This window comes from Streptomyces sp. NPDC002788 (assembly GCF_053592115.1).
On record NZ_JBSFVB010000003.1, the window covers coordinates 139,016 to 165,265 of the forward strand.

A 26,250-nucleotide genomic window follows, 5' to 3' on the forward strand; every position below is an offset into this window, starting at 1 on the left:
TGGCAAGATGGCCCGAGCGGTCGGCAAGGTGCGGTAACAGGGAGGAAGCGTCTCGTGAGCAGCAGGCCATCCCGAGGCGCTGCTCGCCTCGCAGCCATACTGGACGCCCTTCCCGACGCATTGGTGCTGGTCAACGCCAACGGAACGGTCGTCAACGCCAACACCATCGCCCTGGAGGCCTTCGAGACCCCGGGGACCGCCCTGGTGGGTCGCGGGCTGCTCGATCTGCTGCCGCAGTTCGACTCCAAGCTCATCCCGGGCTCCATGCGGCGGCCGGAGCATCTCGATCCGCGGGCCCGGACCAAGCCGACCCGGATGGTGGCGCGCAGGACGGACGGAACAGAGTTCCCCGTCGAGGTCACCAGTGCGAATCTGGAGAACGGGCAGCAGGCGTACGACAGTTACGGCTACACCGGCGACGAGCTGCTCATGCTCGTCGTGCGCGACCTGTCCGGGACGGTGGACACCGAGGCGGAGCTCGCGCGGTCGCAGCGGCAGACCGAGATGATCCTGCGGGCCGCGGCCGAGGGCGTCATCGGGACCGACACCGACGGGCGGATCGTGCTCGTCAATCCGGCCGCCGCCCAGATACTGGGTTACCGGGCCAGCGATCTCGGCGGACGTGAGCTGCACACGCTCGTGCTGCACTCGCGTGCCGACGGGTCGCCCTTCCCGTACGAGGATTCGCCGCTCGCCGACACCCTGCGCTCCGGGCGCAAGCACCGGGTGCGCGGACAGGTGCTGTACGCCAAGGACGGCGGGAAGGTCCCGGTCGATCTGACAACAGCGCCCGTGCGTGACGGCGACCAGCTCGTCGGCGCCGTCATGACCTTCACCGACCGGCGGCCGTACGACGCCGTCGTCGAGGAGAAGGAGGCGGCCGAGAAGGCCCACGCCGAGGAGCTGGAGCGGGTCTTCGAGGAGCACGCCTCCGAGCTCACCGCGCTGCGCCAGCAGCACGTCACCGAGCTGGAGGAGCTGACCGAGCGGCACGCCGAGGAACTCGCCGCGAACGAGGAGCGGTACGCCGCGCTCGGGGAGCGGGAGAAGGACCGGTTCGAGGCGCTCGCCGCACGGCACGAACAGTTGCTGACCCTGCTCGGCCGGTCCCTGCGCGGGCCGCTCGAGGAGCTGCGCCGCGAACTGGCCGCGCTCGCCGCCGACGACGCCGGGCAGCTGTGGCCCGAGGCAAACCAGGTGCTGCACCACCTGTCGGCCGGTTATTCGCGCATCACGACGCTGATCGACAACGTCCTCGGCTACCAGCGGCTCGACACCGGCAGCGAGAACGTCACCCGGACGAAGGTGATGCTGGACGCCGTCGTCGCCGCCGGTGTCGACGGGGCCGTCGAGCTCATCGGGCCCGGGCGGGTGCAGTTCGCCGTGCACGCGCCGCCCATCGAGGCCGAGGTCGATCCCCGGCTGCTCGCCACCGCCCTCGCGCACCTCGTCGCCGACGTGGCCGGGGTCGACGCGACCGGCAACACGCCCGTGTCGGCGGGCGGTTACATGGACAACACCGTCGTCGTGGCGGCGGCGCAGCGCGGCGAGGTCGTACGGATCGAGGTGCGCGGGCCGTACGCCGGTGGCGACACCGTGCACGAGCCCATCGTGCGCGGGATCGTCCGGGCCCACGGCGGTGTGCTGCAGACGCATGAAGTGCCGGGGATGAGCGGGAGCGCCTACGTCCTCGAGGTGCCGCTCGGGGACGGGGCCGGGGCCGTCGCCGCCCAGCTGGCGGACGAGGCCGTTCTCCCTGTCCTCGATGAGCAGACCTCCGCCGGAGGGCGCCGGCGGGCCCGGCGGGGGGCGACCGACGCCTTCCTGGACGGGGAAGTCCCCGCTGGTGAGGGCGACGGCGCCGGGGACTCCGGTGCCGAGGGCACCGCGCCCACCGGGCGGCGCAGGAGGCGAGCCGCCGGGGAGCCGGCTGCTCTGCCCGCGCAGGTTTCCGGCGAGGGGGCCGGGTCGGGCGGTACCGGGCGGCGGCGCGGGCGCGCCGCCGAGGACACCGGTGCGGCGGCGGCCGTCGGCAGCGCCCTCCAGGGTGTCGCCGAAGGGGCCGTCGTGACGGCCGCCGAGCACGCGGCGGGGGCCGCCGCCTCGAACACCGGGCTGGGCGGGACCGTGCCGCCGCAGGGCGTGCCCGTAGCCGCGGGGCGGCGGGCCCGGCGTGAGCCCGGTGAGCAGCAGGCGCTGCCGCCGGCGCTGCCCGCGCCGTCGGCCGAGGCGGCTCAGGACCAGGCGGAGGCTCCGCAGCCGACCGGGCGCCGGCGGCGGGCGCTGGCCGCCGCCAATGAGCGGGCGGCGGCCGCGCGGGAGGCGGCCGGTCCGCGTCCGGTGTTCGCCTTGCCGCCGGCCGAGGCGGATCAAGCGGGTCCGGCGGATCCGGAGGTTCGGACCGACCAGGGGCAGCAGGCCGGCGACGGTGGTACGGGGGTGCCGGGCGCTCCCGCTCAGGTGCCGGTCCCGGGTCAGGAGGCCGTGGCGGTTCCCGGTTCCGCCGCTGCCGGTGACGGCGGCGCCGAGGAGGGGCGGCACGACGCCGTCCCGCATGACCAGTCCGCCGATCACACGCCGCCGCAGCCGCATCCGACCGGTGCGCCGACCGGGCGCCGGCGGCGGGCCGTGGCAGCGCCGCAGCCTGTCGAGGGCGCCGGGCCGCAGGCGCAGGCGTCCGGGGGCGCTGTGGCCGGTTCGCCCGCGCCGGGGGCCGGGCAGCAGGTCGTTCCCGCGCCGGGCGCCGAGCAGGCCGGGGCAGTGCCGGCGGGTGCCGTCCCCGCGCCGGGCACGGCCGTGCCGGCAGGTCCGGTTCCCGCGGGTGCTGCGCCTGCGGGTGCCGGGCAGGGAATCCCTCCACAGGCTGTTCCGCCGCAGGGAGCCCCCGCGCGGCCGGATGCCACGGGGCAGGCCCCGCAGGGGCAGGCGGTTCCGGGACCGGGCGCGTCCGCCCAGGTCGGTGCGGCCGCTGCCCAGGGCGTTCCGGGTACGGCCGTGCCGCCGCAGGGGAACGTCCTGCGGCCGCAGGGCACCGCCGTTCCTGCCCAGGGGAACGCGCCCCAGCCGCAGGCCGTGCCCCAGCCGCAGACGACCGCAGTCCCGCCGCAGGGTGCTGCCGTACCGCCGCAAGGCGTTGCCGTACCCCCGCAGGGTGCTGCCGTACCCCCGCAAGGCGTTGCCGTACCCCCGCAGGGCGTCTCCCTCCCTGCTCGGGGCGGGCTCGGGCACAGTGTGCAGGCGGCTCTCCCCGGGCAGGCGGTGCAGGTTCCGGCCCCGGCGCAGCCGCTGCCCCAGCAGGGCGCCCCCGCGCCGGAGCAGCAGACCTCCGTCGGTCAGCCGCTGCCAGCCGAGGCCGTACCCGGGCAGAGCAGTGGCGCACCGGCGCAGGCGGCCCCTGCTCAGGGGACGCATGCCCAGGGCACACCGCCCGAGGGCACCCCGCCCCCGCAGCCGTGGCCCACCGCCGACGGCACGTCGGGAGCCGGTGTCGCCGTCCCGACGAACGGCGCACCACCGCAGCCGCACACCCCCGCCCCGGGCACCCCGCCTGCCTCCGCGGGCGGCGTTGCGCGGGCGGCTCAGCCGCTTCCCGCCGAGGCCGCGGCGCCCGTGGACCCGAACTCGACGCAGGGTCGGGCGATCAGCGTGCGGACGCTGGGGCAGGGCGTGCCGTTCAACCGGCAGGCCGTGCAGGTCCAGCAGGCGGGCGCATCCGCCCCGCAGGCGTCGGCGACACCTCCCCCGCACCAGCCGGGCGGATCGGGCCGACGCCGCAAGCTCGGCACGCCGCCCGACCCGGCCACACGCACGGAACAGGCGGCGGCACGCCCCGAGCAGGCGCCCCGGCCGGAGCAGGCCGCGCGGCCGCATCCGACGGCCGAGGCGACGCCCGCGTCCGCCCAGGCCCCGGTGCCCGCGCCCGTGCCGGCGCAGCCGTCCCTCGCGGGTCAGTCGCGGCTCGCGCAGATGACCGAGGGCGGCGGGCGGTCGTACGCCATAGGCGCGCCGGACGAGAACGCCGCCGAGGGGCCCGAGCCGCTGGACGGCCCCGGCGGTGCCGTCGAGGTGGCTGATCCGCCGCGGCCGCAGCCGATGGACGACGAGTTGCCGCCGGAGCCGCTGGACAACCCGCGGCGGCTGCTGGTCTGGCCCGCGCCGGACGTCAGCACGCAGCAGGCGCTGAGCGACCGCGGCTACCGGCCGGTGATCGTGCACTCGCGCGAGGAGGTCGACGCGCAGATCGCGGCCTTCCCCGCCGCGCTGTTCGTCGACCCGCTGACCGGGCCGATCACGCGGACGGCACTGCAGTCGCTGCGCCAGGCCGCGGTGGCCGCCGAGGTGCCCGTGCTGGTCACGGCCGGGCTCGGGCAGGCCTCGCGGGACGCGGCGTACGGTGCCGACCCGGCCGTGCTGCTGAAGGCGCTGGCGCCGCGCGACAGTGAGCAGCATCCGCCGCGGGTGCTGCTGATCGAGGAGCACGCGGAGATCGCGCTGGCGCTCACGGCGACGCTGGAGCGGCGCGGGATGCAGGTCGCGCGGGCGGCGAGTGACGCGGACGCGGTGATGCTGGCGGGGCAGTTCCGGCCGAACCTGGTCGTGATGGATCTGCTCCAGGTGCACCGGCGCAAGGCCGGGATCGTGGACTGGCTGCGGGCGAACGGGCAGCTCAACCGCACCCCGCTCGTCGTCTACACCGCCGCCGTCGACCAGGCCGACCTGCCGCGGCTGGCGTCCGGGGAGACGGTGCTCTTCCTCGCCGAGCGGTCGACCAGCAACGAGGTGCAGTCCCGGATCGTCGAACTGCTCAGCAGGATCGGAACCAACTAACGGTTCGGCCGGATCGGAACCAACTGACGGTCGGCCGGATCGGGGCCGATGGGCGGCTGAGCCGGGCCGGGAGCACCAGCGGCCTCTGACGCGCGCGCCGGCTCCGGGCTCTGAGGGGTCCTTGCACCATGAGCCAGGCCGCGCGACCCGGGCGGACACAGTGCGGACCCCTAACGCGCCGTGAGCCGGCGGGCCGCCTCCTTGACCGAGGCGCGCAGGCGGTCCCTGTCGGGCTCTCCGTCGCCGACCAGGATGCGCCGCATCTGCGGGACGACGGCGGTCCAGTTGGCCAGGGCGGTCAGCAGGAACAGCAGGTCGGCGGCCGGGATCGCGTCGGTGACGACGCCCCGGTCCTGGCCGTCCTCGAGGGCGGCGACCTTGCGGGCGTAGTGCTCCTGGCGGTGGGATTCGTGGGGCAGTTCGGTGCTGCCGTACTCAAGTCCCTCCCAGAAGAGCAGCCGGAGCAGCTCCGGGTGGGCGGCGTGGTAGTCCATCAGGCGGTCGGTCCAGCCCTCGATGTCGTCCGGGTCGACGGGGACGGCTTCGGCGAGGTGGAGCATCTTCCTCTCGAGGACGATCGCGAACAGCTCCGCCTTGTTGCCGAAGTAGGCGTAGATCAGCTGCTTGTTGGCCTTCGCCTCGGCGGCGATGCGGTCGATGCGGGCGCCGGCGATGCCGTGCCGGGCGAACTCGGCGACCGCCGCCTCGAAGATCCGGGCCCTGGTGGCCTCGGGGTCCCTTGCTCCCATGGGGAGAGGGTAGCGCGCCGGGGTAACCAACTGTTTGGTTGACAGGTGACCCCAAGCGACCCAGACTGTTCCCATCATCCAACCAACCAGTTAGTTGCTAGAGTCGACTCCAAGGAGTCCTCCCTCATGCCGTCAGCGACCACGACCACGTCCCGCCGGGTCGACCCGGCTCCTCCGCGGCCGCCGCGTACGCCCGCACCCGGTCTCTTCCTCACGCTGCTCGCCGTGTGCAGCGCCGTCACCGCCGCCAACATCTACCTCGCCGCCCCGCTGCTCTCCCTCATGGCCCGCGACTTCGGCTCGGCACCCTCGGCCCTCGCCTGGATCGCCTCGGTCGCGCAGCTCGGCTACGCGGTCGGCCTGCTCTTCTTCGCCCCGCTCGGCGACAACGCGAACCGTCGCCGGCTGGTCGCCGGGCTCACCCTCGTCACCGCCCTCGCGCTGGGTGCCGGTGCGGCCGCCCCGGGCGCCGGTGCCCTCGCGGTCGCCATGTTCGTCGCCTCGGCCGCGACCGTCGTCCCGCAGCTGCTCGTGCCGCTGGTCGCCGAACGGGCCCCCGCCGAGCGGCGTGCCCGGCATGTCGCCGCGGTCATCGCGGGGCTGTTCACCGGAATCGTCGGTGCCCGGGTCCTGGGCGGGCTGGCCGGGCAGGCCTTCGGCTGGCGCTGGGTGTTCGCGGGCGCGGCCGTGCTGACGCTCGTCCTGGGGCTCGCGACCGCGTTCGTCCTGCCGTCGCAGCGGAGCGGGAAAGGCTCGCTGTTCTCGGGGCTCGCCGCGCTGCCGTCGGTGCTGCGGAGCGCGCCGGAGCTGTGGCGGGCGTGTGTGCGGCAGGCCGGGATGTTCGGTGCGTGGAGCGCGCTGTGGACCTCGCTCGCGCTGCTGCTGACCGGGCCGGCGTACGGGCTGTCCACCGCGACCGCCGGGCTGTTCGGGCTCTTCGGGCTGACGGCGAGCGCGGTGGCACCGCCGGCGGGCGGGCTCGTGGACCGGTTCGGGGCGGCGCGTGTCGTGCGGTCCGCGTATCTGACCGCCGCCGTGTCCGTGCCGCTGTTCTGGCTGGGCGGGCAGGCGCCGGCCGCCCTGTTCGCCGCCGCGATCGCGATCCACGCGGCGCTCGTCGCGTCCCACGTCGCCAACCAGACCCTCGCCCTGACGGCGACCTCCATCCCCGCCACCGCCAACACCGCCTATGTGGTCGCCGGTTTCGCGGGCGGCGCCGCCGCCTCGGCCCTCGCCGGGTTCGCCTACGGCCACTTCGGCTGGGGCGGGGTGTGCGTGGTCGCGGCGGTGTGGCTGGTGCTGGGCTGGGGCGTGACCTCCGTACGGCGGTGAGGTGGGCGGCCGGGCCGCCGTGCGCCGGTGATGTGCCGGACCACGGCGGCCTCGCCCTGCCGCCGGCTCAGAGCCGGGTGACGTCCAGCTCCCCCTCCGCGTACTGCCGGCGCAGCACCTTCTTGTCGAACTTCCCCACACTCGTCTTCGGGACCGCCTCGATGACCGTCCAGCGCTCCGGGAGCTGCCACTTGGCGATGTGGCCCTCGTCGGCGAGGAAACCGCGCAGGGTCTCGAAGGTGGCGGTGGAGCCCTCCTTGAGGACGACCGTGGCCAAGGGACGCTCGCCCCATTTCTCGTCGGGGACGGCGACCACGGCCGCCTCGGCGACGTCCGGGTGGGACATGAGCGCGTTCTCCAACTCCACCGACGAGATCCACTCGCCGCCGGACTTGATGACGTCCTTGGCGCGGTCGGTGAGGGTGAGGTAGCCGTCGCGGGAGATCGTGCCGACGTCGCCCGTCTTGAGCCAGCCGTCCTCGCTGAACTTGTCGGCGGGCCGGAGGGGTTCTCCGTCGGGGCCGTTGTAGTAGGCGCCCGCGATCCAGGGGCCGCGGACCTCCAGCTCACCCGCCGACTCGCCGTCCCAGGGGAGGCGCTCGCCGCCGGGGCCGGTCAGCCGGGCCTCGACGCCGGCCGGGAAACGGCCCTGGGTGAGGCGGTAGGCGAACTCCTCCTCCGTGCCGACCGCACGGGCCGGGGGACGGGCGATCGTGCCGAGCGGGGACGTCTCCGTCATGCCCCAGGCGTGGCAGACCCGCATGCCCAGCTTGTCGAAGGCCTCCATCAGCGACGGCGGGCAGGCCGAGCCGCCGATGGTGACCTGGGTGAGGGAGGAGACGTCACGGGGGTTCGCGGTCAGCTCGGCGAGCAGGCCCTGCCAGATGGTCGGTACGGCGGCGGCGTGGGTCGGCTTCTCGCTCTCGATCATCGCGGCGAGCGGGGCCGGCTGGAGGAAGCGGTCCGGCATCAGCATGTTCACGCCGGTCATGAAGGTCGCGTGCGGCAATCCCCACGCGTTCACATGGAACTGAGGCACTACGACCAGCGAGGTGTCCTGGTCGGTCAGGCCCATCGACTGGGCCATGTTGACCTGCATGGAGTGCAGATAGATGGAGCGGTGGCTGTAGACCACGCCCTTGGGGTCGCCGGTGGTGCCGGAGGTGTAGCACATGGCGGCGGCCCGGCGTTCGTCCAGCTCGGGCCAGTCGTACGAGGTCGGCTTCCCGGCGATCAGGTCCTCGTACTCGTGCACTCGCACGGTCGCGCCCGTGAGCAGGGAGCGGTCTCCGGGGCCCGTGACGACCACGTGCTCGACCGTCTTCAGGTGCGGGAGCAGCGGGGCGAGCAGCGGGAGCAGCGAACCGTTGGCGATGATCACCCGGTCGGCGGCGTGGTGGACGATCCAGGCCAGCTGCTCGGGCGGGAGACGGAGGTTCAGGGTGTGCAGGACCGCGCCCATGGACGGGATCGCGAAGTAGGCCTCCACGTGCTCCGCGTTGTTCCAGGCGAGGGTCGCGACGCGCTCGTCGCCGGTGACGCCGAGGTCCTCCCTCAGCGCGTGGGCCAACTGGGCCGCGCGGGCGCCGATCTCCGCGAAGGAGCGGCGGTGCGGCTCAGCCTCACCGGTCCACGTGGTCACCTGCGATGTCCCGTGGATCGTCGACCCGTGGGCCAGGATCCTCGAGATCAGCAGCGGTACGTCCTGCATGGTGCTCAGCACGGCGTCCTCCCGTGGCGACATTGCCTACGCGGTGGTAAAGGTTGTGCTGATTCTGCGCACATACCGCGCGGTATGTCACTAGGGCCGGGCGATCGATCACATCACGTCATGCCGGAGGCCCGGCTCACCGGCGGCCGGGGCGGCGCCACACCGGCGGACTCGCCGAGGCGGTGATCGGTGGAGGCACCGGTGGTCATCGGTGGCGACACCGGTGGTCATCGGTGGCGACACCGGTGGTCATCGGTGGAGTGCCGGTCGAGTCACTGGCGGACAAGCCCCAGCTCGGCGTCCTCGCGGAGCTTGCCCAGGGCGCGGGAGACGGCCGACTTCACCGTGCCCACCGAGACGCCCAGCACCTCGGCCGTCTGGACCTCGCTGAGGTCCTCGTAATACCTGAGGACGACCATCGCCCGCTGCCGGGCCGGCAGCCGCATGATCGCCCGCCACATCGCGTCGCGCAGGGCCTGCTGCTCGGCCGGGTCGTCGCCGGCGGGCACCGGCTCCGGCTCCGGCAGCTCGTCGCAGGCGAACTCGTCGACCTTGCGCTTGCGCCACTGCGAGGTCCGCGTGTTCAGCAGCGCCCGGCGCACATAGCCGTCGAGGGCGCGATGGTCCTCGATGCGCTCCCAGGCGACGTACGTCTTGGTGAGCGCGGTCTGCAGCAGGTCCTCCGCGTCGCTCGGGTTTCCGGTGAGCGAGCGGGCGGTACGCAGCAGCACCGGCTGGCGGGCCCTGACGTACGACGAGAACGACGGGTAGGGAAGGGTCTGCGCCGCTGGTGCGGCCGCCTTCGAAGCGGTGGTGCAGACGAGTGTGGTCATGGCTCAACGCTATGAGCGAGGCGGTGTCCGGCGGATCGGCCGCAGGTCCCGAAGCGGGATCCCCCTCAGGTTGTAGGGGTGGAGCTGACCGGACCTCCTGTAGGTGGAGCGGAGGGGCCGGGGTACTGCGGGTTCTCCCCTGAGGGACGCTTCAGCCGTCGGCGGTGAGGACGAGACCGGAGGCCGGCACGCCTGTCCCCGCCGGTACCAGGACCCGTTCGGCCCCCGGTACCGGGTTCACCGCCGTACCCCCTTATCTGCCAGCAGCACGAACGGCGTGGAGTGGCCGGCTCCCGGGTCCGCTCGACGGAGGTGCCGACGAGCGCCTGCCCCCGTCCGTCTCCAGGCAGGCCCAGCAGTCCCCTCTTTCTTTTTTCGAACGTACGTACGAAACTGGAGTCATGGCCACCACCGACCGGCAGGCCACGACGCTGGCCCTCGCACACGCCCTGTCAGCCGCCGAGCGCGGGCTGGCCGTCATCCCCCTGTCGCGTACCAAGCTGCCCGCGCTGCCCTCCCCCCACCGCGACGACCCCACACGGACCCCCTGCCACGGCGAGTGCGGCCGCCTCGGGCACGGGGTGTACGACGCCTCCAGCGACCCCGGCCGCATCCGCGAGCTGTTCGCCGCCGCGCCCTGGGCGACCGGCTACGGCATCGCCTGCGGGCTGCCCCCGCACCACCTCATCGGCGTCGACCTGGACGTGAAGACGGGCACGGACTCCTCGGCCGCCCTGCGTGAGCTGGCCTTACGGCACCTGTTCACCATCCCCCCGACGGTGGTCGTCGTGACCCCGTCCGGCGGGAGGCACCTGTGGCTGAGCGGCCCGCCCGAGGTGGTCGTGCCCAACTCGGCGGGCCGCCTCGCCCCCGGCATCGACATCCGGGGCGCCGGCGGCTACCTCGTCGGACCCGGCTCGCGCACCGCCCAGGGGGTCTACGCCGCCGCCCCGGGCACCGCGCACCTGCCGCCCGCCCCCTGCCCGCGCTCCCTGCTGCGGCTGCTGCTGCCACCGCCGCGCACCCACCACCCGACCCCGGCGTCGGCCGGCGGGCACGGCCAGGGCCTGGTCCAGTTCGTCCTCGCCGCGCACGAGGGCCAGCGCAACACCCGGCTGTTCTGGGCTGCCTGCCGGGCCTACGAGGACGGCATCGGGCCCGCGCTCGTGGACCCCCTGGTCGCGGCGGCGATCGACACCGGCCTGTCCGAGCGTGAGGCCCGGGCGACGATCGCGTCTGCGGCACGTATGACGGGACACCGGCCATGAGCACGGCCCCGTCCGTGCCGGGCGGGACTTCGTACAGGAACAGTGAAAGACCTCCATGCGACCAAGGCCGGATGCGGTGGACAGTCGACTCGCGTGCCTCGAACCGAGCCGCTCGTGGAGCCGGTTCGCGGCGGCCCGGCCGGGCCGGGAGACGAGGTCGGTGCGGGCACCGGCCTCGCGGGCGATCCGCAGGGCCTCCTCGATGAGCCGGCCCGCTCTGCCCTGCCCGCACGCCACTCCGTCGACGACCACGTCCTCGACGCGGCCGCGCGGACCGGAGGGCAGGGGCAGCATCCGATCACCCCGTCCGCCCAGCACTCCTCGGTGCCGGGCCGGCATGGCCCGGCCGTTCCACGACGCGTTCAGCCGGGCCGTGTCCCCGCTCCCCGGGCGTGGCCGCCGGGCGCGTGACATCGTGGGCGCATGAGCATCGACGTTCGCCCGGCCACGGAATTCGAGGACGTCCGTGCCGTACTGGGCCCGAAGTCGCCCACCGCGAACGTGTGCTGGTGCCTGAGCTACCGCATCCCGTCCAAGCTCAACAACCAACTGCGCGGCCCGGCCCGGGGCGAGTACGTCGCCGGGCTGTGCCGCGCGGAGATCCCCCCGGGCGTAGTGGCCTACGACGGCCACGAACCGGTCGGCTGGGCCGCCGTCGCCCCGCGCTCGGACACCGCCTTCGCCCGCAACCGCAAGATCCCGCACCTCGACGACCTGCCCGTCTGGTCCCTGTGGTGCGTCCGGGTCCGCCCCGGCCACCGCAAGCAGGGCATCTCGCACGCCCTGATCGCCGGTGCGGTCGACTTCGCCCGCACGCACGGCGCCCCGGCGATCGAGGCGTATCCCCTCGACAACGGCGACGCCAAGGTCGACCTGACGATGGCCTACGCGGGCCTGCGGAAGAACTTCGAACGCGCCGGCTTTGTCCACGCGGCGGCGACGACCTCGGTCCTGGCCGGTCATCCCCGGGTCCTGATGCGCCTCGACCTGCGCTGAGCGGACCGGGTCGGGCACCGACCGTCTCCCGTGCGGGTCGAGGGCCCGGCACACGAAGACCCGACCGCTGGCGACGGGGGATGCACCAGCGGTCGGGCTATGGCCAAGGGTAACAAGCGCTTGCGCACCGCGAGACGACTGTTCGACAGGAAGGCACGGCTGTGACTCGGATCACTCAACTGCCGTATATGCCCAGCCCGTTGGGGAAAGCGGGTCCGGTTCAGCCGTCGCAGGGCGGGTCGTAGGAGAGTCGGGGCAGGTACTCGCGCCAGGTGTCCGGCGTCAGCACGCCCCGGGTCAGCGAGCAGACGCGGCGTACAGCCTGGGCCACGTCGAGGTCCCAGAGACGGATGGTGTCGGTGCCGCTCGAGACCGCGAGCATGTGGCTGTTCGGACTGAAGGCCAGGTAGTTGCCGGCCTTGACGTTGGGGCTCATCGACTGGCCCATCGCGGTGGCCCCGGCGGGGTCGGACACGTTCCACAGCCGGACGGTGCTGTCGTTGCCGCCGCTCGCCAGAGTTCGGCCGTCCCTGCTGAACGTCAGTGACACGACCGCCTCCGTGTGACCGGTGAGGCGCGCCTGTTCGGAAGCCTCGGCGGGGTCGTAGAGGTCCCAGAGGCGGACGGTGGTGTCGTCACCGGCACTGGCGAGCGTCCGGCCGTCGCGGCTGTAGGCGAGCGAGTTGACCGCTCCGAGGTGGCCCCTGAGCGGTGCGCCGGTCAGGGAGACCCGGCCGGGGCCCGCCACGTCCCACAACCGGATGGTGCCGTCCGCGCTGCCGCTGGCGAGCGTCCGGCCGTCCGGGCTGAACACCAGGGCGTTGACATAACCCTTGTGCCCGGTCAGAGGCGCGCCGAGGGGACGCGGACGGGACCGGTCTGCGATGTCCCACAGCCGGATGGTGCGGTCGTCGTCGGCGGTGGCCAGGATCCGTCCGTCCGGGCTGAAGGCCAGCGGGTCGGCGTACCGGATGCGCAGGGCCGCGGGAGGTCCGTGGGGGACGGGGTGGCCGGGGTCACTGACGTTCCACAGCCGCACGGCCCGGTCGCCCGTCACCACCGCGAGGGTGCGGCCGTCCGGGGAGAACTCCAGAGAGCGCACGTCACCCTTGCCGGGCCGGAACGGTTCGCCCAGGCGTACGGGCCTGCCGGGCGTCCCCACGTCCCACACCCGGAGCCGCCCGTCACGTCCCGCCGTCGCGAGCACCCGCCCGTCCGGCCGGAACGCCCCGGCCCGGCCGGTCATGTCCGACCTCGGCAGCGCCCACAGGCGGACCTTGTTGTCACCCGCCCCGGTGGCGAGCGTCCGCCCGTCGGGGCTGAACCCGAGCGCGAACATCTCGCCGCTGCTGCCCGCCAAAGGCCCGCCGACCTGCGCCGGATGCGCCGGGTCCTCGACCTTCCACAGGCTCGCCGTGCTGTCCGCGCTGGCGGCGGCGAGCATGCTCCCGTCGGGGCTGAACGCCACGGACCAGACCGGCCCGGTGTGGCCGGTCAGCGGCGCGCCGATCTGCGCCGGGCGCGTACCGGCCATGTTCCACAGCCGTACGGTGTTGTCCTCGCCGCCGCTGGCGAGCGTCCGGCCGTCCGGGCTGAACGCCACGGAGTGCACGATGGCGCTGTGGCCGGTCAGCGGAGTACCGGACGGTTCCGGGTGCCCGGGGTCGGCCACGTCCCACAGCCGGATCGTGCCGTCGTCGCCGCCCGCCGCCAGCGTCCGGCCGTCCGGGCTGAACGCCACCGAGCGTACGGCGGCCGTGTGCCCGGTCAGCGGTTCGCCCCGCGACCGGCGCTCGGCCATGTCCCACAGCCGTACGGTGCGATCGTCGCCGGCGGAGGCCAGCGTGCGCCCGTCCGGGCTGAAGGCGATCAGGTAGATCGTGCCGTCGTGGCCGGTCAGGGGCTTGCCGAGCTGCTTCGGGTGGCCGGGGTCGGTCACGTCCCACAGCCGGATCGTGCCGTCGTCGGAGGCGCTGGCGAGGGTACGGCCGTCCGGGCTGAAGACCGCGCTGCTGACCCAGCTGGTGTGGCCGGTGAGGGGCTTGCCCAGGACCTTGGGCCGCTTCGGGTCGGCGACGTCCCACAGCCGTACGGTCCGGTCGTAGCTGGCGGTGGCCAGGACCCGTCCGTTCGGGCTGAAGGTCGTGAGGTAGACGGCGCCTGTGTGGCCGGACAGCGGTGTGGCCAGCGGGGCGTTCACGGTGGAGATCAGGCGGCTGTTCGCGCCCTCGTCGTCCGGCCGTAACCGGTGGGCGACCAGATCCAGCTGCGCGGACAGCGACGGGTCGGTGTCCTGGACGCGGTCGGCCTGGGCGAGCACCTGCTCGAACACGGCGTCGTCCCGCTGCTTCCAGGCGATGACGGCGGCCCCGACGGCCAGTACCGCCAGCACCGTCAGTGCCGCCACCGCGCCCCGGCTGATCCAGATGACGCGTCGGCGCAGCCGGACCGAGGCGGCCAGGAACTCCACCGCGCTGCGGGTCAGGAAGGTGTGCCCGGCGGACTTCGCCCAGCCGTGGGCTTGTTCCAGCCGGGAGCCCCGGTAGAGCAGGGACGTGTCACGGTGCGACTCCTCCCAGGCCCGGCCGTCCTCCTCCAGGCGCTGGCGCAGCAGGTTGCCCTGCCGGTCCTCGTCGATCCAGTCGCGCAACCGCGGCCAGGCGTGCAGCAGTGCCTCGTGGGTGATCTCCACGGTCTCCGCGTCGAGCGTCACCAGCCGGGCGCGGACCAGCGCTTCGAGGGACTCCTCGGTCTTGCCGGGGTCGGTCGACTCTTCCGCGAGCTGACGCCGGGTCCCGCGCCGGCGCGTGGCCTGGGTGTCCTCGCCCAGCCGGACCAGCCGGAGCAGGAGCAGCCGGGCCGCCGTGCGCGCCGCCGGGTCCAGTCGGGACCAGGCCCGCTCCGCGGTCGCGGCGACGGCGCCCTGGATGCCGCCGGCCGCGCGGTAGCCGGCCAGCGTCAGCCGGCCCGCCTTCCTGCGCTGCCAGGTGGCGAGCAGGGCGTGCGACAGCAGCGGCAGCACGCCGGCGTCGTGCGCCCCGCGCGGGCTGTCGGCGCCGACCTCCCGGAGGATCAGTTCGGCGAGGCCCGGTTCCAGTTCCAGCCCGACGGCCTTGGCCGGGCCGGTCACCGCCTCTCGCAGCTCCGCTGTGGTCAGCGGCCCGAGCACCATGTGCCGGTGCTGGAGCGCGTCGGCCAGTTCGGGGTACCTCAGGCACTGCTCGTAGAAGTCGGCGCGTATGCCCAGGACCACGACCGCCGGGGCCGGTTCGCCGGGGCCGGCGGGCGAGCCCGCGGCGTGCAGGACCTCGATGAAGGTCCGCCGTTCCACCTCGTCGGCGCAGAGGGTGAACGTCTCCTCGAACTGGTCCACGATGACGACCGGACGGGCACCGGAGGGGTCCTCGCGCCGCGCCCAGGCGGTGACGGCGGTACGGACGGCGCCGGTGAAGGCCGGAGTGCCGGGTGTGGGGACGGGCGGACCGTCGGCACCCGGTGCCGGGACGGAGGAGCCCTCGGCATCCGACTCCGGGAAGGGAGAACCCTCGGCGCCCGGTGCCGGGACGGGGGAGCCGGCTTCCGGCGAGGCTGAGGCCTTCCCGTGGGCGGGCACGGTCGGGACGACGGACGCCAGTTCGGGCACGCACCGGGTCAGCGCCGCCAGCGGATCACCGCCCGGCACGAGCTGCGCGACCAGCCTTTCCGGGCCGTTCTCGCCGCCGTCCCTGACCCCGCCGTTCTCGCCGTCGTCGGCCCTTCCCCGGCCGTTCTCGCCGTCGTCGCCCAGCGCGCCGTCCCGCAGGGCGGGCACCAGACCGGCGTTCAGCAACGAGGACTTCCCCGCCCCCGACGCGCCGACCAGCATCACCAGGCCGCCGGTTCCCGCCACGGCCCGGAGCTGGGCGACGAGCGCGCCCGTGCTCCGCTCCCGGCCGAAGAACCACCGGGCGTCCTCCCGCCGGTAGGAGGCCAGCCCCCGGTACGGGCACAACCCGCCGGGCACGGGCGCGCTGTCGGCCGGGGGCTGCTCCTCGGCCGGGGACGCCTCGGGATGTTCGCCGACCGGGCCGGCCACCGCGCTCTCCCACAGCCGCTGCCACTGCCCGAGGTCGTACAGGCCCGGGGACACCGGCGTGGGCCGGGCGCGGCGCGCCTCGGGGATCAGCACCTGCAGCACCGCCGCGAGGGCGGCGAACTGGGCCGGTACGTTCCGGGCCCGCCGCCAGTCGCTGATGCGCTGGGCGGACACCCGCACGGGGCGCCCGCGTTCGTCGACCCGCTGCAGCCGCACGACCGCTTCGGACACCCGCTTGAGCGGAGGGTTGCCGGCTTCCTTGTACAGCAGTGCGAGGCGTTCCGCGAAGGCGGTGCGTGCCCCCGAGTCGGAACTCAAGGTCTCCACTCCTCACTTCCGACGCCCGGACGTCCGGTCCGGAAAACTCACTCTATATCGCTGACCTGCGGTAACGCCGTCGTTCGAGCTCCGGAACCTCCCCGTCCACGGCCTGAGATGGCAGGATCCGGAACGCAGCGGCGCACCCATCCGGACAGCTTCCGTCCGAGCCGGACGACGGGCAGCTCCACCGTTCGGTACCGGTCCCCACGAGGGGAGGGACCGGTGCCGGACGACGTGGTGATCCTCCCCTGCAGAGTGCGCTCTCCAACCCTGGATATCTGACACCTTGTCAGCTCTGTTCCCCTGCCGTACCGCTTCCGGAGCGAGCTGCAGGGGTGAGCGCAGTGGAGTCACGTCCCGGGAACCCACGACCGCAGGGCGCTCCGCGCTGGGTGGCGATGGTCCACCGGCCGGCCGGGGACACCGTCCAGGCGCTGGTCGAACGGCTCGTCGACGCCGCCGTACGCCGGGTCGCCCAGTGGCTCGCGGCTGCCGCTGGAGGTGAGGGCTGACGGGCGGGTCAGCCGGGGCGGGGCCGTCGATCCGTTCCTTCACTCCGCGGCACGCACCGACCGGGCCGGTTCAGCCGAGGCCGCGCTGGGCAGTCAACTCCTGACGGCGCCGGCCGGCTGCCGTCGGGAGGGGGATGGAAGGGCATGAAGGTCTCCGTGGACCGCGAGCTCTGCTACGGCTCCGCCGAGTGCGCCCACAGGGCACCGGCGGTCTTCGAGTTCGTCGACGGATTCGGAGTCGTCCGCCCCGGTCGCGAGCGCACGGGCGACGACCCGGAGATTCTGGAAGCGGCGGAGAAGTGCCCGAGCCAGGCGATCAGGATCGCCGAGGCGCCCTCGCCGTCCGGCGGCTCCGGCGAGGGGTGATGCCGGTACCGAGCCTGCTCGCTGTCTTCGCCCACCCCGACGACGAGTCCCTGTCGGCGGGCGGCGTCCTCGCCCGGCACGCGTCCGCGGGCGCGCGCACGGCGGTGGTCACGGCGACCTGGGCGCCGGACACCCCGCGCGCCGCGGAACTGGCCGACGCGCTCCGCATCCTGGGCGCCGGCAAGCCGAGGATGCTCGGCTACGCCGATTCCCGCGTCCCGCATGCGGCCCCGGGCAGACCACGCTTCCGCGACGCCCCGCTGGACGAGACGGTGGGCGAACTGGTCGCGCACATCCGTGAGGTCCGCCCGGAGATCGTGGTCACCCACGACGCCTACGGCGGCCTGACCGGCCACGAGGACCATGTGCACACCCACCGCGTGACCCTGCTCGCCGTCCACGCCGCCGGACTCGAACGCCTCTACCCGGACGCGGGAGCCCCCTGGCAGCCGAGCGCCGTGTACCTGGCCACGCACCCCCACTCGGCTGTACGGGTCTGGGGCGGGCACCTGGCCGCCGTGGGCAAGGCGCTGCGCACGGTCCCGGACGACCGCGTCGCAGCCACCGTCGACGTCACGCCCTGGCTGGACCGGAAGGTCGCCGCGGTGCTGTCCCACCGCACGGAGGTGGAGCGGGGAGCCGTGCCGGGCCTGATCGCCTCGCTCCCCGCGCCCGAACGGGAAGGGCTCCGCGGCACCGAGTACTACATCCGCCACGACCCGGCCCGGACGGCACCGGCCCAGACAGAGCTGCTGCCGTGAATCGGCCGCAGCGGCAGCCGTGAATCGGCCGGAACAGCCGCCGTGAATCGGGCGGAACGACGGCCGTGGATCAGCTCGAACGGCGGCGTTGAATCGGCCGGAACAGCAGCCGCAGACCAGCCGAAACCACGGTCACAGATCGGCCGAAATGCTCCACCGCAGCCGGGCCAGCGCCCTGGCTCGGGCCTCGACGACGGCCATCCGGGCATCCCGCTCCCCCCGCTCCACATGAGCCGCCTGCCCGGTCACCTGGCCCTCCCACTTCCGGTACAGCAGCCCGACCTCCCCGGAGAACCACCCGCGGCTCACGGCGTTCAGCGCGAGCAGCAACCCCGTGTCCTCCGAGGCGGGCAGCGCCATCCACCCGCCCAGGGCGAGCAGCAACTCCCGCCGCACGCACAGCGAGGCCGGATGCACCGGCGCGAGGAAGTCGTTCGCCTTCCAGTACTCGAGCACGGCGCCACGCTCGATCGGCCCCTCGTCCGGATCACCCGGAAACCCGACGGTCGACCCGTCGGGCATCAGGTCCAGCACCCGCGAGGTCACCCACCCCAGCCCCGGATCCCCCTCCAGCACGGCCAGATCCCGCGCGAGCACACCGGGCGCCAGCCGGTCATCGGCATCGAGGACCTTCACATACGCGCCGTCCGCATGAGCCAACGCGATGGTCCTAGCCACCCCGGGCCCCCCGGCACGTCCCTGCCGGAACGTCACCCTCGCGTCGCTCGGCACACAGGGCCGCACATCCGCGCCCTCCCCGTCCTCCTGAACCACCCAGTGCCAGTCCCACCCCTCGGGCAGCCGCTGCGCACACAGCGAGGCGTAGGCCTCCGGAAGAAACGGCGCGGAGGGTCCGTGCACAGCGGTGACCACGACGACGCACCGGCTCATCGACGCCCTCCACCACCCTTCGTCGAAAGACAACGGCCCCCGACCGACATCCGGTCAGGGGCCGTTCCCACTGCTCTTGGCGCGGAGGCGGTGGGCTTCGAACCCACGGTGACATCGCTGCCACGACGGTTTTCAAGATCTCCCTGCCTCACGGCCAGCATGGTAGTCGGCCGCAGGTCAGACGGGTATGGGCACTCCGGCTGAGCCGTCGTCATCGTCGTCGTGCCCGCTGCGCGCCCGAGATGCACCATCATGACCGACGAGCCTCACGCTGTACCCGGCGTATCTCTCTCACAGTGAGTGCTCCGGCAGTGGCTGTCCCGATGGCGGGGAGAACCGGAAGCAGCACCCAGATTCCCCACGCGACAAGCCCCCTTTCGACGGGTTCGTAACTGCCCCACGGTTTACGCACCACTCGAACGATCTCTCCCGGGTGGCCTTCGTACTGGACCTTCACCGTGTGCGTCTCATTGCCCACCTGTGGGCCACTGCATACGGAGCGGCTTCCCGCGCGCCCTGCGCTCTCGCTATGGCACTCTGCGAGTCGCACGTGAACGGCGTCTCCCCACAGCTCCAGCCGCGCGAGGCCGGTGGTCACAGTCCAGGCCAACGCTGCGGTACCCAGCAGGGTAAGCAGGCTGTAGCCGGTGATCGCGCGCCCTCGCCCCTTTGTCATAGGCACAGCATGCCGCCCGACCATCACAGCAGGCAGGTCACCTCCCACCGGGCCTTGCGGCACTGGTTGTGGCGGGGCGGCTTTCCCCGCGGGGGTGAACAGGAGTGCGTCGTCCCGTCCGGGCAGGGCCTCGATGGGAGCTGAGGTGAGGGGTTGGATGAGGTGGTCCGGCCAGCGCGCGCTACGGACGGGCAGCCAAGTAGGCGAACAGCAATGCTCCGCCACCGAGGGTCAAGAGCTGAACCATGCCAGGTATGTGCCATCGCCTAGCCAGAAGACCACCGCCTGTGACCGCAGCACCACCAGCCAGGAACCACATCGCTCGCCATGCGAACTTCGGTGCCTCGGGCGCGTTGCCCCCATCGGCCCCATCGGCCCAGCCGTAAATCCCGTAGACGTACAACAGACAGGCGAAGGCCAAGAGGTCGATGACAAGAAGCGCCACGCTGACCCCGATCTGCTCACCGGTCGACGGCGCACCCCCGGGCCTCATATCCACCACCATTCCGTCTGCTGGTGACACCCCGTTAATCGCATGCCGCCCAGCATGCTGATGTGGCAGGCACTGCACATGAGTACAGCTACTCACAGGCGCCTCTCCCTTTGGAACCGTCCAGTGATCGGCAACCGTGCCCCAGCCGTGCCCGATCGATCGGGAAGCCACGGGGAACAGCGGGCAGTCACCGTAGCCGAGCAAGGGAATGGCCCCGCTGGCGCACCGCTCGCGGCTCCGGCCCCGCCCGTCGCGCCGGGCCCAGTCCCGCACCCGGCCCAGGTGACTCCGCGTACCGCCCCGCCTGCGCCCAAGGTGCCTGAGCCGCTGCTGACCGAAGCGCGCTCCATCGCCGCGTCCCACCACGCCGAGCACGGAGAAGCGATCACCCCGGCCCAGCTGAAGACGTGACTCGGCATCGGCCTGCCCATGGCCACTGCCCTCCACGCCGCCCTGTAGGGCCGCACCCTCCGCCGGCCTCTCCGGCTTCCCCGCCCCGCCCGCCCCTGGGCTCACCCCGTCATGCCTGCGGGCAGCAGCCCGAGCGCACTGAATCGCTGCTGCCAGCGAAGGAGACCCCTGGCTGTGACCGCTCCGACCAAGGCCGAGAAGCAGACGCTGAAGCTGGTGGAAGCGCTGGCTGAGATCGGGGTCTCCCGCGCCGCGTTCTACCGCATGCGCGCTCGGGGCCAGGCGCCCCGGCACATGAAGCTCCCTGACGGACAGATCCGCATACGCCGGGCCGACCTCGACGCCTGGTTCGACGCCTGCGAGGTGCGGGAAGCGTGCTGACCTACGACGTACAGATCTGGGGCATCCGCAAGCGGCCCAACCGTGCGGCGGCCTATCAGCTCCGGTGGCGCGTTGGCCCGCGCCCCTTCTCCAAGAGCTACAAGATCAAGGCACAGGCCGACGGGCGTCGTGCGGAGCTGCTGACCGCCCTGCGCAACCGTGAGCAGTTCGACACCGAAACCGGCCTGCCAGCCTCGGAGGTCCAGGCCCTCAACTCCTCCACCTGGTACGCCCACACTCGTGCATACGCCGAGATGAAGTGGCCGGGTGCCTCGGCCAAACACCGGGCGAGCATCGCTGACACGCTGGCCACCATCACGCCGAAGTTGGTCAAGGACAACCGTGGGGCTCCGGCTCCGAAGGTGCTCCGGATCGCGCTCTACTCGTGGGTGTACCGGTTCGTACTGGGCGACGACGGGACGCTGAGGCCCCGTATCAACGTCGAACAGCCGCCTGCCGACGTCGTGGCCGCGTTGGATTGGATCAGCCGCAAGTCCCTGGATATCACCGCCCTCAACACACCCTCGGTGGTGCGTATGGCGCTCGACGCTCTGAAGTTGAAGCAGGACGGCACGGCCGCTGCTGAGAACACGGTGAACCGCAAACGGACGGTTTTCAGCAACTGTCTCCGGTATGCGGTGGAACGGGAGTTGCTGACGACCCTGCCCCTCGACAAGGTCGACTGGACCCCGCCCGAGACTGATGGCGAGATCGACTTCAGGTTCGTCCCCGGCCCAAAGATGGCGAAGGCGCTGATCGACGCTGTCGGGGAGCGGGGCGAACGCGGGCGGCATCTGAAAGCGTTCTTCGGCTGCCTCTACTACGCGGCCAACCGTCCTGGTGAGGCGGCCAGCCTCCGTGAGGACGACTTCACCCTTCCCGAAGAAGGCTGGGGTGAAGTCCTGCTCTCCACGAGCATGCCCCGAGTCGGATCCGGATGGACCGACACAGGCGAGTCGTTCGATACCCGCGGCCTGAAGAAGCGGGCTAGCAAGGCGACCCGACCGGTGCCCATTCCGCCCGTTCTCGTCCGCCTGGTCCGCGAGCACATCAAGGAGTTCGCCACGGCCGAAGACGGTCGGCTGTTCCGTGCGTCACAGGGTGGCCACCTCCTGTCCAAGGAGTATGGAGAGGTCTGGAAGGCGGCTCGGCGCGCGGTGCTGACGGAGTCCGAGGCTGCCTCACCGCTGGCAGACGTGCCGTACTCCCTGCGCCACGCGGGCGTCTCGCTCTGGCTTGAGTCCGGCGTTTCCCCTGCCGAAGTTGCACGCCGGGCCGGACACAGCATCGCGGTCCTGTTCCGGTTCTACGCCAAAGCGATTCATCGTAATCAGCAGCGCTCAAACGACCAGATCGAGCGGGCGTTGGAGGCCGCCGAAGAGGAGTAGACGGCGCGGCTGTCCAAACACTGGGCGCCATCCTCATCCCACTCCGGGAAGAGGATGGCGCCTTGCGCTGTCTTGGTACGTGGCGCCTGATCAGGAGGGGTTGTGGCAGCGTTTGACGGTCTTGGCCCCGAAGTCTCCCTCCGGATGAGGTCGACCCCGTTGGAGGACAGGCCCGGTCGATCTTGCCGAATCAGCCCTGAGACGGGGCGCCCTCGACGAACAGCATCCCCACGCGAACCTTGCCCTCTCGCATGTCCCGGGCCCGCCGATAATCGGGGGAGTCGTACCACTCCCGGATCCGGTTCATGTCGGGAAACTCGATGACTACGAACCGGGAGGAGTCCCAGGTGCCTTCGATAGGCTCAGGCGTGGGGCCAGCGGCCAGATAACGGCCCCCGTGGCTGAGGATGGACTCCTGGGCCACGGATGCGTAGGCCAGGCCAGCCTCCTCGTCGAGCACATCGACGTTGACGATGACGTAAGCGGGCATGGGGCTCCCTCTTCTGGACACAGCGTGTACCAATTGCACGCTAGAAGTGCGGTGGCCTGACCTGCCGGAACGCTTCGGACCATGGAAGGGTCTTGGTCCACGCCTGGTCCACACGCAGTGATCCACAACGCTGCAAAGCCGGATCAAGGTGAGACAAGCCCCATGCAGTAGGGGCGCCCCTCACTGAGGGACACCCCTTCTGACCAGCACATCTATGACCTGCGCGGAGGCGGTGGGATTTGAACCCACGGTGACATCGCTGCCACGACGGTTTTCAAGACCGTTCCCTTCGGCCGCTCGGGCACGCCTCCCCGCGCCGGCCGTGATCGGCGGCGCGGGGACAAGGGTAGCGGGTCGGCTCGGGCGGGTGGGGGTCAGTTGTCGCCGACGCGGGAGCCCAGGGTGACGTCGACCGTGTGCTGCTTGCCGCCGCGCTCGTAGGTGATCGTGACCTTGTCGCCGGGCTGGTGGGTCCAGATCTCACCGATCAGGGTGGGCCCGGAGTCGATCACCCGGTCGTCGAGCTTGGTGATGACATCACCCGGCTTGAGGCCCGCCTTGGCGGCCGGGCCGCCCGGCTCCACCGGTGCCGCGCCACCCGCGCCCTGGTCGGTGATCTGCGCGCCGTCGGAGCTGTCGTCCAGGGAGACGGACGCGCCGATCTTCGCGTACACCGGCTTGCCGTTCTTGATCAGCTCTTGGGCGACGTACTTGGCCTGGTTGATCGGGATGGCGAAGCCCAGGCCGATCGAGCCGGACTGTCCGGTGCCGAAGCCGCCGTTGCCGGTGGACTGGATCGCGGAGTTGATGCCGATGACGTTGCCCTGCGCGTCCAGCAGCGGACCGCCGGAGTTGCCCGGGTTGATCGAGGCGTCCGTCTGCAGAGCGCTCATGTACGACGCCTGGCTGCCGCTGCCGTCGCTGGAGGCCACCGGGCGGTTCTTGGCGCTGATGATGCCCGTCGTCACCGTGTCGGACAGGCCGAACGGCGCGCCGATCGCGATGGTCGCGTCGCCGACGGCCACCTTGTCCGAGTCGCCGAGGGTGAGCGGCTTCAGGTCGTCGGGGGCGTTCTTCAGCTTGATGACCGCCACGTCGTAGCCCTGCGCGTGGCCGACCACCTCGGCGTCGTACTTCTTGCCGCTCGGGAACGTCGCGGTGAGCTTGCCGCCGTCCACCGCGTCCGCCACCACGTGGTTGTTGGTGACGATGTGGCCCTGCTTGTCGAAGACGAAGCCCGTGCCGGTGCCGCCCTCGCCGCTGGTGCCCTCGGCCTCGATCGTGACCGTGCTCGGCACCGCCTTGGCGGCCACGCCCGCCACCGTGCCCGGGTCGCGCTTGAAGTCGCCGCCGCCGGCGGAGGCGGAGACCGTCGTCGAGCCGGTGTTCTCGTCGTTGTTCTTCGCCAGCGTGTAGCCGAGGCCGCCGCCCAGACCGCCCGCGACCAGCGCGGCGACCAGGACCCCGGCGACCAGGCCACCGCGCCCGCGGCCGGACTTCGGCGCCGGCTGCTGGTACGACGATCCCCAGCCGCCCGGGCCCGCACCGGAACCTCCGTCGCCGTACGACGGGGACGCCGGCGGCGGGGGCCAGGACGGGTCAGGGGCGGAGGAGGAATAGCCGAGGTGACCGGCGTCACCAGGAGCGCCCTGTCCCTGACGGGGCTGCCCCTGGGCGTCCTGCCCGTACGGCCCCTGAGCGGCCTGTCCCTGGGGCGCCGGAGCAGCGGGAGCGTCCACCGGCACGGGGGGTGCGGACGGGGCGGGGGGTACCGCGGTGCCCTCGTTCTCGGTGCTCACAGCTTCTCTCCTCGATCCACGGCTGTTTCCTGGGTCGCACTCGGTCACGCTCTGCACGGCGCTGGTCGACGGGTCCGGCGCGATACTGCTGTGCTTGTCCCTTTGTATGCCGTCAGCTTTTCCCACGGGCCGTCAGAGCACCATAAGCGGTGGCTGTGGGTCCGGGGCCATTCTTTATATAGGTTATTACTGACTAAAAGGACGCAATCCCTATGCCTCCGTCCGGACCTGCGCATCCGTCGAGTCCGTCCGACGGGACACGTACCCGCCCACGGTGGCACCATGACGCGGTGACCCACGCACGGCAGCATGTGATTCAGGTCGTCGCCCACCGCGGGGCCTCCGAAGACGCCCCGGAGCACACCCTGGCCGCGTACACGAAGGCGATCGAGGACGGTGCGGACGCCCTCGAATGCGATGTGCGCCTCACCGCCGACGGCCACCTGGTGTGCGTGCACGACCGCCGCGTCAACCGTACGTCCAACGGCCGCGGAGCCGTCTCCGCCCTGGAGCTCGCCGATCTCGCCGCCCTGGACTTCGGCTCCTGGAAGAGGGGCGAGGCCTGGAGGGGGCGCGACGAGGAGCCCGACTGGGAGCACCGCCCGGAGGACCGCGAGGCGACCTCGGTCCTCACCCTGGAGCGGCTGCTGGAGCTCGTGGCCGACGCCGGGCGCCGGGTGGAACTGGCCGTCGAGACCAAGCACCCCACACGCTGGGCGGGCCAGGTCGAGGACCGGCTGCTGGTGCTGCTGAAGCGGTTCGGCCTCGATGCCCCGGCCTCCGCCGAGGAGTCGCAGGTCCGGGTCATGAGCTTCTCGGCCCGGTCACTGCACCGCGTGCGGGCCGCCTCGCCGACCCTGCCGACGGTCCATCTGACGCAGTTCGTCTCGCCCCGGCTGCGCGACGGCCGACTGCCCCCGGGCGTGCGGATCGCGGGGCCCTCCATCCGGATCGTGCGCAACCACCCCGCCCCCATCGAGCGCCTGAAGCGGGCCGGCCACCAGGTGCACGTCTGGACCGTGAACGAGCCCGAGGACGTGGATCTCTGCGTCGGCCTGGGCGTCGACGCGATCATCACCAACCGTCCGCGCGCGGTGCTGGACCAACTCGGCCGCTGACCCGCGGGGGCCGGTGCCGCGGACCTCATCGGTCCCACCACACCCGTGCACACCTCTTGACCCCGCGCCTCGACTCGCAGGATCCTCCCCTCTCGGCCACACCGACGATTTCCGGCCACGCGGCTACAGGGAGTGCTCCGGCGCGTTCGGTCCGTATTCGCTCGTGGTGAGTGCGTCACCGGACGTGGATCGGCCGGTTTCCGGTACAGGCCAATGGGGCATCCACACCGTGGCGTGGGGCGAAGGAGGTCTCGGGGGTGGCGTTGGTGGTGGCACAGGAGGTGCCCACGTCGTCGAGCATGGCCGTACCCCATGGCCCTGCGGGCGTGGGGGAAGCGAGGCGCCGGATGCGCACACAGTTGCGCAGAGGTGGCGTAGCGGAATCGGTCATCGACGACGCCGTACTGATCCTTTCCGAACTCTTGAGCAACGCGTGCAGGCACGGCAGGCCCTTGGGCGACGCGCTCTCCGGCGACGGTGACGTCCGTGCCGCGTGGCGCGTGGACCCCTCCGGCCGACTCCTCGTCGAGGTCACGGACGGCGGCGGCCCGACCCGCCCCGCCCCCGCGACCCCGTCGGTCACGGCGCACGGCGGCCGCGGGCTGAACATCATCACCGCGCTCGCCGACGACTGGGGTGTCCGGGACGACGTCCGCGGCGAGGTCACGGTGTGGGTCGTCGTCCACGACGACGTGCACGACCCGGACGCCGGCCACCGCCGCGACGACTTCGCGACACGAGTCGTGGCCCCTGCGGTGTCCCGGCTGCCCGGGCTGGACTTCGCGGACGCCTTCGACGACATGGACTGAAGGCCCGTACGCCGCGACGGGCCGGGTGTCGTCCACAGGACCC

At 72.5% G+C, this 26,250-nt stretch carries 19 protein-coding genes, 1 tRNA gene and 1 pseudogene; 12 read left to right on the forward strand and 9 right to left on the reverse strand.

The features are described 5' to 3' along the window. Positions 1-54: 54 nt before the first annotated feature. On the forward strand, positions 55-4,827 hold the full coding sequence (locus tag ACWD1U_RS07325) for a PAS domain-containing protein (protein WP_451105241.1): 4,773 nt from the start codon (positions 55-57) through the stop codon (positions 4,825-4,827). 170 nt (positions 4,828-4,997) lie between these two features. On the opposite strand, the gene ACWD1U_RS07330 is transcribed toward ACWD1U_RS07325, so the two are convergent. After that, positions 4,998-5,576 carry a TetR family transcriptional regulator gene (locus ACWD1U_RS07330; RefSeq protein WP_451105243.1) on the reverse strand — a complete coding sequence of 193 codons (579 nt, stop codon included), beginning with the start codon at positions 5,574-5,576 and terminating at the stop codon, positions 4,998-5,000. Positions 5,577-5,702: 126 nt separating this feature from the next. On the opposite strand from ACWD1U_RS07330, the gene ACWD1U_RS07335 reads away from it, so the two are divergent. Beyond that, a complete protein-coding gene (locus ACWD1U_RS07335) occupies positions 5,703-6,908 on the forward strand; it encodes an MFS transporter (protein ID WP_451105245.1) in 1,206 nt (401 codons plus the stop codon). A 67-nt stretch (positions 6,909-6,975) separates the two neighbouring features. Here the strand turns inward: ACWD1U_RS07335 and ACWD1U_RS07340 are convergent, their stop codons facing one another. Both ACWD1U_RS07340 and ACWD1U_RS07345 read right to left on the reverse strand, forming a co-directional pair. After that, a complete protein-coding gene (locus tag ACWD1U_RS07340; protein WP_451105247.1) occupies positions 6,976-8,652 on the reverse strand; it encodes a long-chain fatty acid--CoA ligase in 1,677 nt (558 codons plus the stop codon). A 239-nt stretch (positions 8,653-8,891) separates the two neighbouring features. Next, complete coding sequence (locus ACWD1U_RS07345) at positions 8,892-9,452, reverse strand: SigE family RNA polymerase sigma factor (RefSeq protein WP_451105248.1); 561 nt, start codon at positions 9,450-9,452, stop codon at positions 8,892-8,894. Between the two features lie 401 nt (positions 9,453-9,853). Here ACWD1U_RS07345 and ACWD1U_RS07350 point away from each other — a divergent pair, with 401 nt between their 5' ends. Next, the gene (locus ACWD1U_RS07350; RefSeq protein WP_451105249.1) at positions 9,854-10,720 is read left to right on the forward strand and encodes a bifunctional DNA primase/polymerase; all 867 of its coding nucleotides are present in this window, start codon (positions 9,854-9,856) and stop codon (positions 10,718-10,720) included. Between the two features lie 162 nt (positions 10,721-10,882). On the opposite strand, the pseudogene ACWD1U_RS07355 reads toward ACWD1U_RS07350, so the two are convergent. After that, positions 10,883-11,134, reverse strand: a pseudogene (locus ACWD1U_RS07355) (GNAT family N-acetyltransferase); the annotation flags it as partial. Positions 11,135-11,143: 9 nt separating this feature from the next. Here ACWD1U_RS07355 and ACWD1U_RS07360 point away from each other — a divergent pair. After that, on the forward strand, positions 11,144-11,716 hold the full coding sequence (locus ACWD1U_RS07360; RefSeq protein ID WP_451105251.1) for a GNAT family N-acetyltransferase: 573 nt from the start codon (positions 11,144-11,146) through the stop codon (positions 11,714-11,716). A 220-nt stretch (positions 11,717-11,936) separates the two neighbouring features. On the opposite strand, the gene ACWD1U_RS07365 is transcribed toward ACWD1U_RS07360, so the two are convergent. Beyond that, entirely contained in the window at positions 11,937-16,118 is a 4,182-nt protein-coding gene (locus tag ACWD1U_RS07365; protein WP_451105253.1) for an nSTAND1 domain-containing NTPase, read from the reverse strand. Between the two features lie 338 nt (positions 16,119-16,456). Between ACWD1U_RS07365 and ACWD1U_RS07370 the strand changes: the two genes are divergently transcribed. The 3 genes from ACWD1U_RS07370 to ACWD1U_RS07380 all read left to right on the forward strand — a co-directional run bounded on the left by ACWD1U_RS07370 (position 16,457) and on the right by ACWD1U_RS07380 (position 17,751). After that, a complete protein-coding gene (locus ACWD1U_RS07370) occupies positions 16,457-16,624 on the forward strand; it encodes a hypothetical protein (RefSeq protein WP_451105255.1) in 168 nt (55 codons plus the stop codon). A 144-nt stretch (positions 16,625-16,768) separates the two neighbouring features. Further along, on the forward strand, positions 16,769-16,990 hold the full coding sequence (locus ACWD1U_RS07375; RefSeq protein WP_451105256.1) for a ferredoxin: 222 nt from the start codon (positions 16,769-16,771) through the stop codon (positions 16,988-16,990). After that, on the forward strand, positions 16,990-17,751 hold the full coding sequence (locus ACWD1U_RS07380) for a PIG-L deacetylase family protein (protein WP_451105258.1): 762 nt from the start codon (positions 16,990-16,992) through the stop codon (positions 17,749-17,751). Before ACWD1U_RS07375 ends, ACWD1U_RS07380 begins: the two co-directional genes overlap by 1 nt. A 132-nt stretch (positions 17,752-17,883) precedes the next feature. Here ACWD1U_RS07380 and ACWD1U_RS07385 read toward each other — a convergent pair whose 3' ends face one another. Then, positions 17,884-18,642 (reverse strand): glycosyltransferase family 2 protein, encoded by a 759-nt coding sequence (locus ACWD1U_RS07385; protein WP_451105259.1) that lies wholly within the window; start codon positions 18,640-18,642, stop codon positions 17,884-17,886. A gap of 1,451 nt (positions 18,643-20,093) precedes the next feature. Between ACWD1U_RS07385 and ACWD1U_RS07390 the strand changes: the two genes are divergently transcribed. From ACWD1U_RS07390 to ACWD1U_RS07400, 3 genes are all read left to right on the forward strand, one after another. Then, a complete protein-coding gene (locus ACWD1U_RS07390) occupies positions 20,094-20,222 on the forward strand; it encodes a hypothetical protein (protein WP_451105260.1) in 129 nt (42 codons plus the stop codon). Positions 20,223-20,396: 174 nt separating this feature from the next. After that, a complete protein-coding gene (locus tag ACWD1U_RS07395) occupies positions 20,397-20,603 on the forward strand; it encodes a helix-turn-helix transcriptional regulator (RefSeq protein WP_451105261.1) in 207 nt (68 codons plus the stop codon). Further along, positions 20,597-21,991, forward strand: coding sequence for a tyrosine-type recombinase/integrase (locus tag ACWD1U_RS07400; RefSeq protein WP_451105262.1), 1,395 nt, complete (start codon positions 20,597-20,599; stop codon positions 21,989-21,991). Before ACWD1U_RS07395 ends, ACWD1U_RS07400 begins: the two co-directional genes overlap by 7 nt. A 190-nt stretch (positions 21,992-22,181) precedes the next feature. On the opposite strand, the gene ACWD1U_RS07405 is transcribed toward ACWD1U_RS07400, so the two are convergent. The 3 genes from ACWD1U_RS07405 to ACWD1U_RS07415 form a co-directional block, all read right to left on the reverse strand. Continuing rightward, positions 22,182-22,481 (reverse strand): DUF1330 domain-containing protein, encoded by a 300-nt coding sequence (locus ACWD1U_RS07405; RefSeq protein ID WP_451105264.1) that lies wholly within the window; start codon positions 22,479-22,481, stop codon positions 22,182-22,184. A 224-nt stretch (positions 22,482-22,705) separates the two neighbouring features. Next, positions 22,706-22,792: transfer RNA gene (locus tag ACWD1U_RS07410), tRNA-Ser, on the reverse strand. 63 nt (positions 22,793-22,855) lie between these two features. Next, entirely contained in the window at positions 22,856-24,280 is a 1,425-nt protein-coding gene (locus ACWD1U_RS07415) for a S1C family serine protease (protein ID WP_451105266.1), read from the reverse strand. A 290-nt stretch (positions 24,281-24,570) separates the two neighbouring features. On the opposite strand from ACWD1U_RS07415, the gene ACWD1U_RS07420 reads away from it, so the two are divergent. Continuing rightward, positions 24,571-25,398, forward strand: a complete 828-nt coding sequence (locus ACWD1U_RS07420; RefSeq protein ID WP_451105268.1) for a glycerophosphodiester phosphodiesterase — start codon at positions 24,571-24,573, stop codon at positions 25,396-25,398. A gap of 170 nt (positions 25,399-25,568) precedes the next feature. Then, on the forward strand, positions 25,569-26,207 hold the full coding sequence (locus ACWD1U_RS07425; protein WP_451105270.1) for an ATP-binding protein: 639 nt from the start codon (positions 25,569-25,571) through the stop codon (positions 26,205-26,207). Positions 26,208-26,250 lie beyond the last annotated feature (43 nt).